Below are 16,217 nucleotides of genomic sequence, written 5' to 3' on the forward strand. Positions count from 1 at the left end.
TCAGGGTCAAGCGATTTCCAAATCGCTTATTGAAATACCTGATAGATTGTAAAATATGGGAAGTGAATTTTACTGAAGACAAAGATGGGATTAATTTGTATTTGAAAAGATACAAAACGACAGTTAGAGAATTAATCTGCTATTGCCGATTTTAATTTTCAAATCTTCAAATTCCCAAATTTTCAAATTTTTGATCAGATGAACCGTTTATCATGTTTTATCATATCCCTTTTTCTCGTCGTTTCCACCTTTGCGCAGAAGCACGACTGGGAAAACATTTCGGTGCTGGAAAGCAACCGCGAACCGGCGCGTGCCGATTTTATTCCGTACCAGACCGAAGCACAGGCTTTGCAACGTGTACGTGAACAGTCGCCGTGGTTCCTGTCGCTCAATGGCGTATGGAAATTTCACTGGGTGCCTCGTCCGGAGGAACGGCCGCAGGATTTTTACCGCACCGATTTCGACGATGTGGACTGGAAAACCATTTCCGTGCCTTCCAATTGGGAGATGCAGGGCTACGGCACGCCGCTCTATGTCAGTTCGGGCTACTCGTTCAAAATCGATCCGCCGCGGGTGACGACCGAACCGCCGAAGAACTACACGGCCTACAAAGAGCGCAATCCGGTGGGATCGTATCGTCATTACTTCCGTTTGCCCGAGACCTGGAAAGGGCGTAAGGTCTTTATCCATTTTGCCGGGGTGCAGAGTTTCTTCTATCTCTGGGTCAATGGTCAGAAGGTGGGCTTCAGCAAGGGAAGCATGGAACCGGCCGAGTTCGACATCACCGGCTATGTGAAACCGGGAGATAACCAGTTGGCTGTGGAGGTGTATAAATACAACGACGGTAGCTACATCGAGGATCAGGATATGTGGCGCATGGGCGGTATCCAGCGCGAAGTCTATCTCTTTTCGACCGGTCAGGTGCGGATCTCCGACTTTGCTGTGCGTACCGAATTAGACAAAGATTACAAAGATGCCACCTTGCAGATTGCTCCGAAACTTGCCTCTTATCAGGGAGATACCCTGCGCGGATGGTCGGTGCAGGCACAGTTGTACGACAAGAATGGCAAGGCTGTATTCGTAAAACCGTTGCGTCAGGATGCCGAACCGATTCTCAATATTGCCTACAAAGCAGCCGTGATGAACGACCGTGTGCCGCAGCGCGGTCATGCTAAGTTTGTCTGGCTGGAGGCAAAGGTCGAGAACCCTGCTAAGTGGACGGCCGAAACACCGAATCTTTATACGCTGGTGTTGAGTTTGGTAAACAACGAAAACCAGACCGTAGAAACGGAGAGTTGTCAGGTTGGCTTCCGTTCCGTCGAGGTGAAAAACGGGCAGGTGTTGGTTAATGGCAAACCGGTGCGTTTGCGGGGTGTCAACCGCCACGAGCACGATCCGGCAACGGGCAAAACCATCTCCGTCGAGCGGATGGAACAGGACATACGCCTGATGAAGCAGTGTAACATCAATGCCGTGCGTACCTGTCACTATCCGAACAACACGCAGTGGTACGAGTTGTGCGACAAGTACGGTCTTTACGTGATGGATGAGGCCGATCTTGAGGAACATGGCCTGCGCGGAACCTTGGCCAGTGCACCCGAGTGGGGTGCTGCGTTTCTCGACCGGGCTGTTCGTCTGGCGCAACGCGACAAGAACCATCCTAGCGTGATCTGCTGGTCGCTGGGTAACGAAGCGGGTTACGGACCCAATTTTGCGGCCATGTCGGCCTGGTTGAAGGAGTTCGACCCGACGCGCTTTATCCATTACGAAGGGGCGCAGGGCACGCCTACCGATCCTTCGACGGTAGATGTGATCAGCCGTTTTTACCCCCGGGTGCAGGAAGAATACCTCAATCCGGGTATTGCCGAGGGCAGCGACAAGGAGCGGCCTGAGAATGCACGTTGGGAACGCTTGCTCGATATTGCCCGTAACAAGGTCGATAACCGTCCGGTGCTGACCAGCGAATATGCCCATGCCATGGGGAATGCCATCGGCAACCTGAAAGAGTACTGGGATGAAATTTATTCCAATCCGCGGATGCTGGGTGGATTTATCTGGGAATGGGCCGACGAGGGGTTGTACAAAACCACGCCCGACGGCAAACGTTTCATTGCTTACGGTGGCGATTTCGGAGATATTCCTAATTTGAAAACATTTTGCCTGAAGGGACTGGTCTCTTCCGAGCGTCAGCCCTGGCCCAAATATTACGAGGTGAAAAAGGTGTACCAACCGGTTTTGATCGAACCGGGCAAGATGACTGCCGGTAATACAAGCGTACAAATTACCAACCGGAATCATTTCCTGAACCTGAACGAATTCGATGTTTCGTGGACATTGTTTTGCAATGGAAAAACAGTTCAGTCCGGCGAATTGGCTCCCACCAATATTCCGGCAGGTGAAAAGCGCGAAGTGGCTGTTCCTGTAAAGGCCATCCAGAATCCGGTGGCCGGTGGCGATTATCAATTGCGTATTGCATACCGTCTGAAAAACGATGAACTTTGGGCGAAACAAGGATTTGAGATTGCGTTTGAGCAACTGAAAATGGATGTGCCGGTTCCGGCATTACCGACCGAAAAGCATACAGGGAAGTTAACGGTTACCGACGATTTGAAGACGATTACGTTGTCAGGAAAAGGCTTTTCGGCACAATTTGATCGTGGTAACGCAACGCTTGTTTCTTTGAAATACAATGGTAATGAAATGTTGGTGGCAGCTCCTGTTTTTCAGGGCTTTCGTGCTCCAACCGACAACGACCGCGGCTTTGGCAACTGGCTGGCAAAAGATTGGGCTAACAGCGATCTCAATAAGATGGAGCGCAACGCTGACAGTTGTACAATCATCGCAAAAGCGGATAACTTTGTAAAGATTATGACCGTAGCCCACAGTTCGGCGAAAGAAGGCTCGTTCGTGCATCGCACGCTGTGGACGGTCTACGCCGACGGTGTAATCGAATCCGACAATGCGTTTGTCCCGCAGGGCAAATTGCCCGAATTGCCGCGACTGGGCGTGGTGATGTCGTTGAACAAAGCATTGGAGCAATATAGTTGGTATGGTCACGGGCCCTACGAAAACTATATCGACCGCAGGGAGAGCACTCCCGTCGGATTATACAAAAGTACGGTGACGGAGCAGTACGTGGCTTACGACCATCCACAGGAGACGGGCAATCATGAGGGCATCCGCTGGCTGACGCTGACCGACAAATCGGGCAAGGGAATCGAAATTAAAACCTTGTCGGAAAACATGTCGGCAACGGCAATTCACTTTACGGCCGACGACCTCTACAAAGCCGATCACGCCTACAAACTGACGGCTCGTCCCGAAACGGTGTTGTCGCTCGACGCGGCCATGCTGGGACTCGGAAACAGCAGTTGCGGTCCGGGTGTGTTGAAGAAATATGCCATTGAAAAGAAGGAATATAAACTGAAATTTGAGATAAAACCGGTAAAATGATTAGTGGATGTGAAAATTTGAGGATGTGAAAATAACCAGATTTTTATTCCCAAATCTTCAAATCCTCAAATTCCCAAATTGGAAAATGAAACAATTGAAATTACAGATGGGTTTGCTGCTTGTTGCAGCGTTTGTGAGTGTCCTGAATGTGCAGGCGCAAAAGAAAAGTCCGGCGGTTGCTACGTCGACCGAAACGGCTATTCAGTACCTCTCGGGGCATGGTTCCGACGATGCCGTGGATTGGGATTTCTTTTGTACCGACGGTCGCAACAGCGGTAAATGGACGAAAATTAAAGTGCCTTCCTGTTGGGAATTGCAAGGCTTTGGTACCTACCAATACGGGATGGCGTTCTACGGCAAGGCCGATCCTCCGGGCGTTGCCAAGGAGCAGGGCAAGTACAAATACAAGTTTAAACTGCCGAAAGAGTGGGCGGGTCGCGTGGTGCGCATCGTCTTCGACGGGGTAATGACCGACTGTTCGGCTCAGATCAATGGGCGCAAATGTGTGGGTTTGCATCAGGGTTCGTTCTACCGTTTCAAGGCCGATGTGAGCGACCGCGTTTTCTTCGGCGACAAGGAAAATCTGCTGGAGGTAACCGTCAGCAAGGAATCGGCCAACACGAGTGTCAACATGGCCGAACGCCGTGCCGATTTCTGGAATTTCGGAGGTATTTTCCGCCCGGTATTTGTAGAAGCGCTTCCGGCGCAGAATATCGAACGCACCGCCATCGATGCCAAAGCCGACGGGACTTTTGCTGCCGATGTATATCTTGGTTCGGGGCAGGGATCCGATTTCAAAGTGGTGGCTCAGCTGACGGATAAAGAGGGGAAGAATGTGGGCAAAGCTATCGAAGTGCCGGTACGTGGTGGGTCCGATCGCGTGAAAGTGGAAGGTGCATTTTCCGGCATCAAAACCTGGTCGCCCGAAACGCCGAATCTCTATAATGTGACTTTTTCGTTGATGCAGGGCAACACACTTCGTCATACCGTGAAAGAACGTTTCGGCTTTCGCACCATCGAAGTGCGTCCGAGTGATGGCCTCTACATCAATGGACAGAAGGTGTTGATGAAGGGGGTGAACCGTCACAGTTTCCGCCCGGAGACTGGTCGTACTCTTAGTAAAAAAGATAACTACGATGACGTGAAACTCATCAAGGAGATGAACATGAATGCCGTGCGTTTGTCCCACTATCCGTCCAATCCCGAGTTTCTGGATGCCTGCGACGAACTGGGGCTTTATGTGATGGTGGAACTTTGTGGGTGGCACGGCAACTACGATACGCCCACCGGCAAAAAATTGGTAGAAGAGATGGTGACCCGCGATCTGAACCATCCCTGCGTTACTTTCTGGTCGAACGGCAACGAGGGTGGCTTCAATTTCGATTTGGATAAAGAGTTTCCGGTGCTCGATCCTCAGAAGCGACCGGTGATTCATCCGTGGGCCAACTTCAGCGGCTTCGAAACCATGCACTACCGTTCGTATGGCGAAAGTCAGGAGTATATGCGCAAACCGGAAATTTTTATGCCGACCGAATTTTTACATGGTCTGTATGATGGCGGCCACGGTGCCGGCCTGTACGACTACTGGGAGATGATGCGCAAACATCCACGGGGCGCGGGCGGTTTCCTCTGGTCGTTTGCCGATGAAGGCGTAGTGCGTACCGACCAGAACAACCGGATAGACAACCAGGGCAGCTGGGCGCCCGATGGCATTGTGGGACCGCATTTCGAAAAAGAGGCCAGTTTCTTTACCATTCGTCAGGTCTGGTCGCCGGTACAGGTCAACGTTGCTTCGTTGCCTGAGAATTTCAACGGCGTGTTACCGCTCGAGAACCGCTATGACTTTATTAACCTGAAAAACTGTAAGTTTTCCTGGAAACTGGCAAAATTGCCTTACCTGAAAGAAAAACAGGTTGTTGCTTCCGGTGAAGTTGCGTCACCCGATGTGGCGGCTCATGCTTCCGGTGAACTGAAACTCAGCCTGCCTTCCGATTGGCACAAGGCCGATGTGCTCTATTTTACCGCCACCGATCCTTTTGGAAAGGAGATCTGGACATGGGACTGGAGCTGGAAAAAACCGACCGATTTCTTCTCTTTTGCAGGACAAAAAGGCTCTGTATCTGCCCGTGAAGAGGGTGACAACCTGATTGTAAAAACCGCTTCCGACGAATTGATCTTTAGTAAAAAGTCGGGAGAACTGGTCAACGTGCTTCACGATGGTAAGGCCGTTTCGTTCGGTAAAGGCCCGCGCTTTACTGCAGCCCGCCGTGGCGACCGCTCCATGGACGTGTTCTACAATCACGACGATAAGGATGCCAAGAGCAAAGAACGCATCTACAACGATATTTCGGGCAACGATAAACTTACCGCCTTCACCTTCAAAGCGACGGCCGATAGCGTGACTGTCGATGCAACTTATTTCGGCAACCTGCAAAAAACGCACTGGACGATTTCGGCTGACGGCAACATTCGTGTCGATTATCAGTATGATTACGAAGGCGAAGTGGAATTGATGGGCGTAAAATTCGATTATCCGGAAGACAAAGTGGTATCGAAACAATGGCTGGGCAACGGACCTTACCGTGTTTGGCAAAACCGTGTGCATGGCACGCTACTCGATAACTGGCAACGCGATTACAACGATCCGATTCCCGGCGAGTCGTTCGAATATCCCGAATTCAAAGGCTATTTTGCCAACTGGAAATGGGTGAATTTTACCACCAAAGAAGGTAATTTTGCGCTCGGCAATGACGATCCCGACAGCTATCTTGGCGTGTTCACCCCGCGTGACGGTCGTGATGCGCAGCTCTTCACCCTGCCGCAAACCGGTATCTCGGTGCTGAAGGTGATTCCTGCCATGCGCAACAAGGTGAATTCCACCGACCTAATCGGCCCGTCGTCGCAGGCCAAATGGGTGAGTGGTGCGCAGAAGGGAAGCATTTATCTGAAATTCGGAAAGTGAGATCGATTCCAAAATTTATTAATTTCAAGATTCCAAGTCCCGTTCAGGCAGAGGGTGCCCGTGGGGCGGGAGAGGTAAAAATAAATAATGATGAATAAGTTTTTTTCAATTTTTGTGGCTCTGTTTTTGGTTCTCGGTGCTCATGCCGAAGTGCGTTTGTCCCACATTTTTTCAGACAATATGGTGCTGCAGCAGCAGTCGAAAGTGGCTCTCTGGGGATGGGCAAAGGCCGGTTCCGTGGTGAGAATTACCCCGTCGTGGGATGGAAAACCGGTCGAAACGAAAGCCGGTGTCGATGGCAAGTGGAAAGCTTTTGTAGCGACACCGAAAGCCAGCAAAACGGCTTATCACATCACCTTCAGCGACGGCAAACCGGTAACGCTGAAAAATGTGCTGATCGGCGAAGTGTGGCTTTGCAGCGGTCAGTCCAACATGGAGATGCCGATGAAGGGCTTCAAGGGCAATCCCATTTTGAACGGCAATATGGATATTCTCAAATCGAAGAATCCGATGCTGCGCCTCATCACCGTCAAACGTAACGGACAGCTTGCTCCGGTCGACACCATCTCAGGTAACTGGCAGGAAGCTGCTCCTGAAACAGTGAAGGAATTCAGTGCCACGGGGTATTACTTCGGCAAACTGCTCAATGAAATGCTCGACACGCCGGTCGGTCTGATTCTTTGCTCGTGGGGTGGTTCAAACATCGAAGCGTGGATGAACCGTGAGATGCTGAAAGATTTCCCCGAAACGAAATTTGCCAAACAGGGCGACACCATCAAAGCTCCCAACCGCACACCGCTGATGCTTTTCAACGGGATGCTCAATCCCATCATCGGTTACGGTATCAAAGGCTGCATCTGGTACCAGGGAGAAAGCAATTACGAAAATCCCGATCAATATCCGGCGTTGATGAAAACCATGGTGAGTAGTTGGCGGCAGCTCTGGGGCGAAGGTGATTTCCCTTTCTATTATTGCCAGATTGCTCCTTACAACTACGCTTCCATCTCCCCGAAAGAGAAGTGGGGCGGCAAGTTCAATTCGGCTTACCTGCGCGAAGCTCAGTTCAAAGCGCAAAAGCTGATCCCTAACTCGGGCATGGTTTCGTTGATGGACATCGGCGAGGAATTCTGCATCCACCCCATGCGCAAAAACGTCGGTGGCGAACGGCTGGCATTGATGGCTTTGGCCAAAACCTACGGACAGAAAGGCTTTGCTTACGAAAGCCCGGAGCTGAAAGAAATGACCATCGATAAGGATGGCAAGGCAATTCTGAACTTCGAGAATGCTCCTCTATGGCTTACTTCGTTCGGCAAAGAATTGAAAACATTCGAGATTGCCGGAGAGGATAAGGTGTTCCATCCGGCTAAAGCGGTAATCAACCGTGCGAAGGTGGAGGTATCTTCTCCCGATGTTCCTAAACCGGTTGCCGTACGCTATGCCTTCAAGGATTTTGTCGTTGGCGATCTTTTCAGCAACGAGGGTCTGCCGGTATCATCGTTCCGGACGGATAACTGGTAATGTGCCAATTTGAAAATCAAATTGATAAAAGAATTCTAGCCCTACCCCCTGCGGGTACTCCCCTTGGTCACAAGGGGAGACGAATCTGCTTTAGTAGAATTGTGTGAATGAAAATGGAACGCCTTGCATTCGGGTGTCTCCTTTTGTTAAAGAGAACGAGCGCAGCGGAGGGATTAGAAGGTTAAAAAGACTTTGTGTTCCTTGTGTAATCCTTTGAGTTCTTTGTGGTAGAATAATCATATTCTGATCTTACGATCCGGCACCCTCTCCTTGGGAGGGAGGTGGGGAGGGGGCAAAAACATACAATTGTAGTATTTTGATGAAATTTATAGGATAAAGATATGTTTCTGTGAAGTTTTCCGAGAAGATCCGAATTTCAGAGAATGTCTATATTAAAATGTAGTGTTGAAATGAAAAGTTTATTAGTAATCATAAAAAGCATATTTGTTGTCTGTAACATATATGCAATTTTCTTTTTATTTATTGGAATGTTGCTTTCTTGGTTTACTCAAAGCAAATTTCATCCGCTTACATTTTGTGATTTTCTGCTCCCCAATTTGATGAGTGTTATTATATTGATTTGGGGCACTATTGATCTTTTTGTTAAGAAAATGACTTCTACAAAAATAATAATCGCAACTATAATTTTAGTTTCCTTGGAATCAATTGCTATTCGTTGGCAAATTGAATATGTAGTTTTGGCAATTGCAAATAATTGGATTCTTGCAGAAACAGTAATTCCTATGATCGTTTGTTGGATGATGACTATCTATCTCTTTTTCTCATTAGTGGCAAAGTTTTTGCGTGAGAAGAAAGTTTCACGCTTTAAGTATTAAACTCAGATTCCAATCGTACATCGTAAATGAATAAATTGTAAATCAATTATATGAAATACAAACAGTTACTTTTAATTCTTTTCCTGCCGTTGGCTTTTAGCCTTAGCGCGAAAGAGTATCAGCCTGCGTTTTCGGCGGCGGGATTTTACGACCTGCAAAACAGCGGTCGGCAAGTGTATAACTTCAATGTCGGATGGCGTTTTCACAAAGGCGATGTGGCCGGAGCGGAAAAAGCCGACTTCAAAGATGCCGCGTGGGATGTGGTGAGTACCCCGCACACCGTGGAGTTGGAGCCTGCCGAGGCCAGTGGCTGCCGCAACTATCAGGGCACTGCCTGGTACCGCAAGCATTTCACCCTCGACAAAGCCTATGCCGGCAAAAAGGTGATTCTCTACTTCGAGGCGGTGATGGGCAAATGCAAGGTCTATCTCAACGGTAAGTTGGTGAAACAACACTTAGGTGGCTATCTTCCTTTCAGTATCGATTTGTTGGAAGCCGGAGCGGTGCCGGGTCAGAAATGCGTGGTGGCTGTTTCAACCGACAACAGCGACGATAAGACCTATCCCCCGGGTAAGAGTCAGAAGACGCTTGACTTTCTCTATCACGGTGGTATCTATCGCGATATCTGGTTGGTAGTGAAAAATCAAATCAACATTTCAGACCCGAATGAAGCCGGGAAAGTGGCCGGTGGTGGTGTTTTTGTACATTACGGGGAAATCAACGACAAACTGGCCGATGTTTTTATCGATACGGATGTGCAGAACCAGTCGGACGGTGCTAAGAGTGTAAGGGTGGAGACCGTGTTGCGTGATCCACAAGGTAATGTCGTGGCCAAAACGGTTTCTGGTGTTTCATTGAGAAAAGGGGAATCGAAACAGGTAAAACAGGCCGTCAAGGTCAAAAATCCTGTACTTTGGACACCCGACGAGCCGCTGCTCTATCATGTGGAATCGCGTGTGATTTCGGGTAAAGCTTCGCTCGACGGCGGCATGACCCGCATCGGTATTCGTAAGGCGGAATTCCGTGGTGTCGATGGATTTTATCTCAACGGAAAACCCTACGAAAAACTGATCGGTGGCAACCGCCATCAGGATTTTGCCTATGTAGGCAATGCCGTTCCTAATTCGCAGCAATGGCGCGATGCCAAGAAGTTGCGCGATGCCGGTTGCCGCATCATCCGTTCGGCTCACTACCCGCAGGATCCTTCGTTTATGGATGCCTGCGACGAACTGGGTTTGTTCGTAATCGTACCGACTCCCGGTTGGCAATTTTGGAACAAAGATCCTGAGTTTGCAAATTTGGTCTATTCCGATATCCGCAACATGATTCGTCGCGATCGCAACCACACTTCAGTGCTCATGTGGGAACCGATCCTGAACGAGACCCCCTTTCCGCTCGATTTTTCGCTCAACGCATATAAAATTACCAAAGAAGAGTATCCCTATCCGGGTCGTTACGATGCGGCCGATCTCAACTCCAAGGGTGTGAAAGACAATTTTGAAGTGGTATACGGTTGGCCGCGCGATACAGGCACCGTGAAACAGAGCATCTTTACCCGCGAATGGGGTGAGTATGTGGACGATTGGTATGCCCACAACACACCCAATCGGGCAGCCCGTGCATGGGGTGAAGGTCCGCAATTGATTCAGGCCATGCACCTTGCGAAGATTTATAATGAGATGTGCGACGCACCGACTCAGTTTGTGGGTGGCTGCCAATGGCACCCGTTCGACCATCAGCGGGGCTATCATCCCGATCCGTACTGGGGCGGCATCATGGACAATTTCCGTCAGTACAAGTATTCGTACTATATGTTCCGGAGCCAGATCGATCCGAAAAAACCGCATCCGTTGGCCGATATTAAACCGGTATTGTATATTGCCAGCGAAATCAGTCCGTTCTCAAGTCCCGATGTGACGGTATTTACCAACTGCGATGAGGTACGTCTCATTCGTTACGAACGCGATACGTTGGTGCAGAAGGCTCCGAAAGCGTTGCGAGGAATGCCGCATCCTCCCGTTACTTTCAAAAATGCGTACGACTTCTACGATATGCGTCAGTACCCTTATGTGCAGAAAAACTGGCAACGTGTCAGCTTCAAGGCCGAGGGATTGATTGATGGCAAAGTGGTGGTGACAGAAACGAAGATGCCGTCTCGTCGTTCCACACAAATTCGTCTGCGAATTGATAACGAAGGTCAGCAACTTACGGCTGATGGTTCCGATTTTGCCTGCATCATTGCCGAAGTGACTGACGATCAGGGCAATGTTCGTCGATTGGCCAAAGAACAAATTTTATTTTCGGTTGAAGGTGAAGGCGAGATTATCGGCGATGCTTCTATTCAGGCCAATCCACGGGTTGTGGAATTCGGTTCGGCGCCGGTACTGATTCGTTCCACCACCAAAGCCGGAAAGATTAAGGTGACTGCCCGTCCTTTGTTTGAGGGCGAATACGCACCGAAAGCTGCTACGCTTGAATTCTCGAGTGTCACTCCTTCACGCACCTTGTTGTTTGAAGAGAAACCGACAATAAATGTCGTTAATCAGGGGCCTAACTCTTCAACTCGCAAAACGTTGACAGACGAAGAGAAGCAGAAACTCCTGAATGAAGTGGAACGGCAACAGACCGATTTCGGCGAAGTAAAAGCCAACTAATTTACGATTTAAACATTGACAATTTACGATTGGAACTTGCAATAATCTGTTGATCAGGAAATGAAAGTCGGGACGTTATTTTTCGTTCCGGCTTTTTTTATTCAAAAGTTTCCGACTACGAACTAAAATACGGAACTTTGTGTTGAAATATGGAGATTTCATCTTCAAATTTTCAAATCTCCACATCCTCAAATTTTGAAAATATGAATAGAATGGACTGGTCGCGTTTGCTGACTAATAAACGACTGGGAATGGAGCACTACCACTCCGAATGTGCCGACGATCGCACCGAATTTCAACGCGATTACGACCGGCTGATTTTTTCGGCTCCTTTTCGTCGTTTGCAAAATAAAACCCAGGTGTTCCCGCTTCCGGGTAGTATTTTTGTACACAATCGTTTGACTCACAGCTTGGAAGTGGCCTGTGTGGGTCGTTCGTTGGGTGATAACGTAAGCCGCAAGCTCAAAACAAAATACAAAGATTCGGTGCCCTTTATCGACGAAATCGGTTCGATTGTTTCGGCAGCCTGTCTGGCGCACGATCTGGGTAATCCACCTTTTGGTCACTCGGGTGAGAATGCCATCTCTACCTATTTTTCGGAAGGGAAAGGGCTGGCGCTGAAAGAAAAAGTGGGCGACGAATTGTGGATTGATTTTACCAAATTTGAGGGGAATGCCAATGCGTTTCGTCTCTTGACGCACCAGTTCAACGGCCGCCGCGAAGGGGGCTTTGCGCTCACCTATTCCACGCTGGCATCCATCGTGAAATATCCTTATCTCTCCAATTTTGCCGATCCGAAGAAGTCCAAGTTCGGCTTCTTTCATTCCGAAGAGGAGACTTACCTGAAAATCGCCGATGATTTGGGTATCGTGTCCAATCCCGAAAATCCAAACCGTTTTGCCCGCTACCCGTTAGTCTATCTGCTCGAAGCTGCCGACGATATTTGCTATCAGTTGATGGATATCGAAGATGCACACAAACTTAAAATTCTCACTTCGGAAGAGACGAAAGAGCTTTTGTTAGGTTATCTATCGGAGGAGAAACAAGTAAAAACGAAGGAGATTTTCTCTGTGGTGACTGATATTAACGAACAAATTGCCTACCTGCGATCTTCGGTGGTGGGAATTTTGGTAAGGGAGTGCTCCCAGATTTTTGTCGACAAAGAAGAAGAAATTCTGGCAGGGCAATTTACCGGCTCGTTGATCAAACATTTGCCCGAACGTTCGGCGAAGGCCTATCAACACTGTTCTGATGTCGCTTTCAAAAAAATATACTGTGCTACTGAGGTGCTCGACATTGAACTGGCCGGTTACAAGATTATTCTCACCCTGTTGGATGAATTGATTCAGGCTGTGTTGGCTCCGCAGAAATCGTATTCCAAGCAACTTTTGCGCCGCATTCCGTTGCAGTACGAGACCAAAAGTGATACAATCTATGGCAAAGTGCAGTCGGTGCTCGACTACATTTCGGGCATGACCGACGTGTATGCTCTCGATTTATACCGGAAAATAACGGGCATGAGTCTTCCGTCGCTTTAGAAGCGGAGGTAAAAACGGAAGTCAAAGATTTTCACAGAAATAATTCACCGGCGTAGTATTTTCTGATAAATAATGCCTATCTTTGCACCGCTTTTCGTGTAAAAGCAATTAGGTTTTTATTTACAAATCATTTTACAACCAATCATGGCAACAAAAATCAGATTACAAAGACACGGCCGTAAAGGGTATGCCTATTACCACATTGTTATTGCCGATAGTCGTGCACCACGCAACGGTAAATTTACAGAACGTATCGGTTCTTACAACCCTAACACAAATCCTGCAACTGTAGAAGTTAACTTCGAACGTGCATTGTATTGGGTAAATACCGGTGCTCAACCTACAGACACTGTTCGCACCATCCTTTCTGACGAAGGTGTATTGATGATGAAACATTTACAGGGCGGTGTTAAAAAAGGTGCTTTTGACGAAGCCGAAGCTCAAAAACGTTTCGAAGCTTGGAAAAACGCAAAAGTAGCTTCAACCGAATCTGTAAAAGATAAATTGGCTGCTGCCGCTGCTGCAAAAGCAAAACAAGCACTTGAGGCTGAAATTGCTAAAAATCAGGCTAAAGCCGCTGAAATAGCACAAAAACGCGCTGAAGAATCAGCTGCTCTTGCTGCCGCTGCTGCTGAAGCAGCACAAGAGGCCGCAGCTGCTGAAGCTCCTGCCGCAGAAGAAACTCCTGCCGCAGAAGAAACTCCTGCCGAATAATAGTAAGCAGCGAATAAAAATCATTTTCTTGTAAAGCTGTTCCACGGGTTGGAACAGCTTTTTTTATTGAAAGAGATCTGTTTTTGTGGTTCATTCTCATTAAATATGTATCTTTGCCAGCGTTTATTTCCAAATAAACGTTTCAGGTATTACCCCTCGAAGCCTGCCGCTAAACAGAACTGTTGGGGCGTTTTCAAACTATCAATAATCAATGAAGAAGCTAGTCTCTATAGTATTGCCTGCCCATAACGAATCAGGAAATGTTGGTGTCATTAAAAATAGAATTCAGGAATGTTTTCCGTTTGAATCATATGATCTGGAACTGATTTTTGTTAATGATGGCAGTACTGACGATACCATGGAACAGCTTTATAAGCTGTCGCAGGAAGACAAAAGCGTTTTCTACATTGAACTTTCACGTAATTTTGGGCATCAATGTGCGTTGAAGGCAGGTCTTGATTATGCCCATGGCGATTGTGTTATCTCCATGGATTGCGATATGCAGCATCCGCCCGAATTGATCAAGCCTCTTATAGAAAAATGGGAGCAGGGGTATGATATAGTCTATACCTGTCGTGCGGAATCGGAAACGGCATCCTATATGAAACGTAAAACATCCAATGCGTTTTATCATATTTTTAATTCGTTTTCGGATGTTCAAATTGAGAAAGGGACGGCTGATTTTCGTTTAATGTCCAGAAATGTTGCTGATGTGTTTAAGCGATTTCGGGAGAACGATCTGTTTATTCGTGGAATGATAAAATGGATGGGTTTCCGTCAGGCGCATATTGATTATGAACCGAATGAACGTTTCTCAGGTACAACTAAATATACGGTGCGGAAGATGCTTCGTCTGGCTGTACATGCTGTGACCTCGTTTAGCGTTCGTCCTTTGTATTTGGCAATTTATATCGGATTCGGACTTTCTTTGCTTGCTTTGCTGTATCTCCCCTATGTGCTGTATTCATTCTTCTATTCAGGACATTATGCGTATGGATGGGGATCTGTTATTCTTACCATTGTCTTTTTTTCCGGATTGCAACTTTGTGTTCTGGGTGTCATTGGTTTGTATCTTGGGAAATTGTTTATTCAGGTTAAAGACAGACCTTTATACATAGTTCGTTCGAGTAACTTTGACAATGTTCCTGCTTAATAGTTCTGATTCAGATGATATTTCTAAGCTTTGATATAGAGGAATTTGATAATCCCTTTCCTTGTTCACAATTACTTACTTTCGATCGACAGATGGAGATTTCCATGGTCGGGACGGAGCGGATTCTCGATTTACTTGCCGGACAGAATGTTGTTGCCACATTTTTTTGCACGGCCAATTTTGCTGAACATGCTCCTCATCTTATTTCCCGAATGGTGGCAGAAGGGCATGAAGTGGCTTCGCACGGTTATTATCACAATCGCTTTGAACCTGCTCACCTAAAACAATCACGAGAAGTTCTCGAACGATTGACCGGGTGCAGGGTTACCGGATTTCGCATGCCAAATATGGGAAAGATCAGCGTTGACGAGCTAATAAGCGCTGGTTATTCCTACAATTCCTCCCTTCATCCTACTTACCTGCCCGGGAAGTATAATAATTTTACCAAGCCCAGACGAATCTTTCAGGAAGGTGCTCTCTATCAGATTCCGGCTTCTGTATCTCCTGTGGTGCGTTTGCCTTTGTTTTGGCTGGCGTTGCACAATTATCCTTTATCAATCTATAAGATGCTGGCTCAGGCTTCTCTGAAAAAAGATGGCTACCTGAATCTCTATTTTCATCCATGGGAGTTTATTGATCTTAACAACGCGGGGCTTGATTTGCCGCTATATGTCAAGCGCAATTCGGGCGATGCAATGGTTGACAGGCTAACTTCGTTTATAGCATGTTTTAAGGCTAAAAACGAGCAATTCGGACGGCTGAATGAGTGTGCAGAGGTATTTCTGAATGCTAAATCTTAGGGCTTTGAATATACTTTTCCGCAACCGTTATACCCGCGCAATCGTACAAAATGAGACGACAATGCAAGCTGCCAAATATTTTATAGTGGGTGGTTCCTGTACCGTCTTCGACTTTTCGATGTTATTTGGTTTTACCCACTTTCTCCATATCAATTACCTTATCTCATCCGTTCTTTCTTTTACTATCAGTGCAATTGTCAACTATTATCTCTGTGTAAATTGGGTGTTCAATATTCGGGTGGTTGAGAAACGCCATCGCGAATTTATCTACTATTTCATTCTTTCGGTCATCGGCTTAGGACTGAGTACTTTGCTTATCTGGATGTTTACCGAATTAGTTGGACTGTATTATATGTTGTCTAAGTTAATTGCAACATTTATAACGTATTGGGTGAATTTTGGAACAAGAAAATATTTCCTGCATACCCGAAAATAATCGTTTCTTAGAATTGTAAAACATAGGAATGTTACATTTGTTATATTTCACAACTGTATCATTATTTGAGTGTGTTTTGGGTTATTAAAATTCTTTCGATCCTTTATTTATTTGGATTGATAATTTTTTTACAAGTATAAAATTGTACAGTTG

10 protein-coding genes are annotated in these 16,217 nt (G+C 47.2%); all 10 read left to right on the forward strand.

Going from position 1 to position 16,217, the window contains the following annotated elements; all coding sequences use genetic code 11:
- Window positions 1-198 precede the first annotated feature (198 nt).
- The 10 genes from F8N35_RS04635 to F8N35_RS04680 all read left to right on the forward strand — a co-directional run bounded on the left by F8N35_RS04635 (window position 199) and on the right by F8N35_RS04680 (window position 16,064).
- The gene (locus F8N35_RS04635) at window positions 199-3,453 is read left to right on the forward strand and encodes a glycoside hydrolase family 2 TIM barrel-domain containing protein (protein WP_293050187.1); all 3,255 of its coding nucleotides are present in this window, start codon (window positions 199-201) and stop codon (window positions 3,451-3,453) included.
- Window positions 3,454-3,538: 85 nt separating this feature from the next.
- Window positions 3,539-6,415 (forward strand): glycoside hydrolase family 2 TIM barrel-domain containing protein, encoded by a 2,877-nt coding sequence (locus tag F8N35_RS04640; RefSeq protein WP_293050188.1) that lies wholly within the window; start codon window positions 3,539-3,541, stop codon window positions 6,413-6,415.
- A gap of 90 nt (window positions 6,416-6,505) precedes the next feature.
- Complete coding sequence (locus F8N35_RS04645; protein WP_293050189.1) at window positions 6,506-7,933, forward strand: sialate O-acetylesterase; 1,428 nt, start codon at window positions 6,506-6,508, stop codon at window positions 7,931-7,933.
- 410 nt (window positions 7,934-8,343) lie between these two features.
- The gene (locus F8N35_RS04650) at window positions 8,344-8,769 is read left to right on the forward strand and encodes a hypothetical protein (protein ID WP_293050190.1); all 426 of its coding nucleotides are present in this window, start codon (window positions 8,344-8,346) and stop codon (window positions 8,767-8,769) included.
- A gap of 50 nt (window positions 8,770-8,819) precedes the next feature.
- Window positions 8,820-11,423 (forward strand): glycoside hydrolase family 2 TIM barrel-domain containing protein, encoded by a 2,604-nt coding sequence (locus F8N35_RS04655; protein ID WP_293050191.1) that lies wholly within the window; start codon window positions 8,820-8,822, stop codon window positions 11,421-11,423.
- Window positions 11,424-11,635: 212 nt separating this feature from the next.
- A complete protein-coding gene (locus F8N35_RS04660) occupies window positions 11,636-12,961 on the forward strand; it encodes a deoxyguanosinetriphosphate triphosphohydrolase (RefSeq protein WP_293050363.1) in 1,326 nt (441 codons plus the stop codon).
- Window positions 12,962-13,105: 144 nt separating this feature from the next.
- Entirely contained in the window at window positions 13,106-13,675 is a 570-nt protein-coding gene (locus F8N35_RS04665; protein WP_293050192.1) for a 30S ribosomal protein S16, read from the forward strand.
- 211 nt (window positions 13,676-13,886) lie between these two features.
- Entirely contained in the window at window positions 13,887-14,828 is a 942-nt protein-coding gene (locus F8N35_RS04670) for a glycosyltransferase family 2 protein (protein ID WP_293050193.1), read from the forward strand.
- A 14-nt stretch (window positions 14,829-14,842) separates the two neighbouring features.
- Window positions 14,843-15,628: a polysaccharide deacetylase family protein gene (locus F8N35_RS04675; RefSeq protein WP_293050194.1), complete on the forward strand. Its 786-nt coding sequence runs from the start codon at window positions 14,843-14,845 to the stop codon at window positions 15,626-15,628.
- A 4-nt stretch (window positions 15,629-15,632) separates the two neighbouring features.
- Window positions 15,633-16,064, forward strand: a complete 432-nt coding sequence (locus F8N35_RS04680; protein WP_293050195.1) for a GtrA family protein — start codon at window positions 15,633-15,635, stop codon at window positions 16,062-16,064.
- The last annotated feature ends 153 nt before the right edge of the window (window positions 16,065-16,217 follow it).

The sequence above is a fragment of the Paludibacter sp. genome (genome assembly GCF_009712605.1).
In the GTDB taxonomy this organism is placed as follows: domain Bacteria; phylum Bacteroidota; class Bacteroidia; order Bacteroidales; family Paludibacteraceae; genus Microbacter.

What these genes read in the sequence shown, in the direction of transcription:
- F8N35_RS04675 (WP_293050194.1), top strand. Translation starts at nt 14,843, where the DNA reads ATGATATTTCTAAGCTTTGATATAGAGGAATTTGATAATCCCTTTCCT.
- F8N35_RS04655 (WP_293050191.1), top strand. Translation starts at nt 8,820, where the DNA reads ATGAAATACAAACAGTTACTTTTAATTCTTTTCCTGCCGTTGGCTTTT.
- F8N35_RS04635 (WP_293050187.1), top strand. Translation starts at nt 199, where the DNA reads ATGAACCGTTTATCATGTTTTATCATATCCCTTTTTCTCGTCGTTTCC.
- F8N35_RS04645 (WP_293050189.1), top strand. Translation starts at nt 6,506, where the DNA reads ATGAATAAGTTTTTTTCAATTTTTGTGGCTCTGTTTTTGGTTCTCGGT.
- F8N35_RS04660 (WP_293050363.1), top strand. Translation starts at nt 11,636, where the DNA reads ATGGACTGGTCGCGTTTGCTGACTAATAAACGACTGGGAATGGAGCAC.
- F8N35_RS04650 (WP_293050190.1), top strand. Translation starts at nt 8,344, where the DNA reads ATGAAAAGTTTATTAGTAATCATAAAAAGCATATTTGTTGTCTGTAAC.
- F8N35_RS04670 (WP_293050193.1), top strand. Translation starts at nt 13,887, where the DNA reads ATGAAGAAGCTAGTCTCTATAGTATTGCCTGCCCATAACGAATCAGGA.
- F8N35_RS04665 (WP_293050192.1), top strand. Translation starts at nt 13,106, where the DNA reads ATGGCAACAAAAATCAGATTACAAAGACACGGCCGTAAAGGGTATGCC.
- F8N35_RS04640 (WP_293050188.1), top strand. Translation starts at nt 3,539, where the DNA reads ATGAAACAATTGAAATTACAGATGGGTTTGCTGCTTGTTGCAGCGTTT.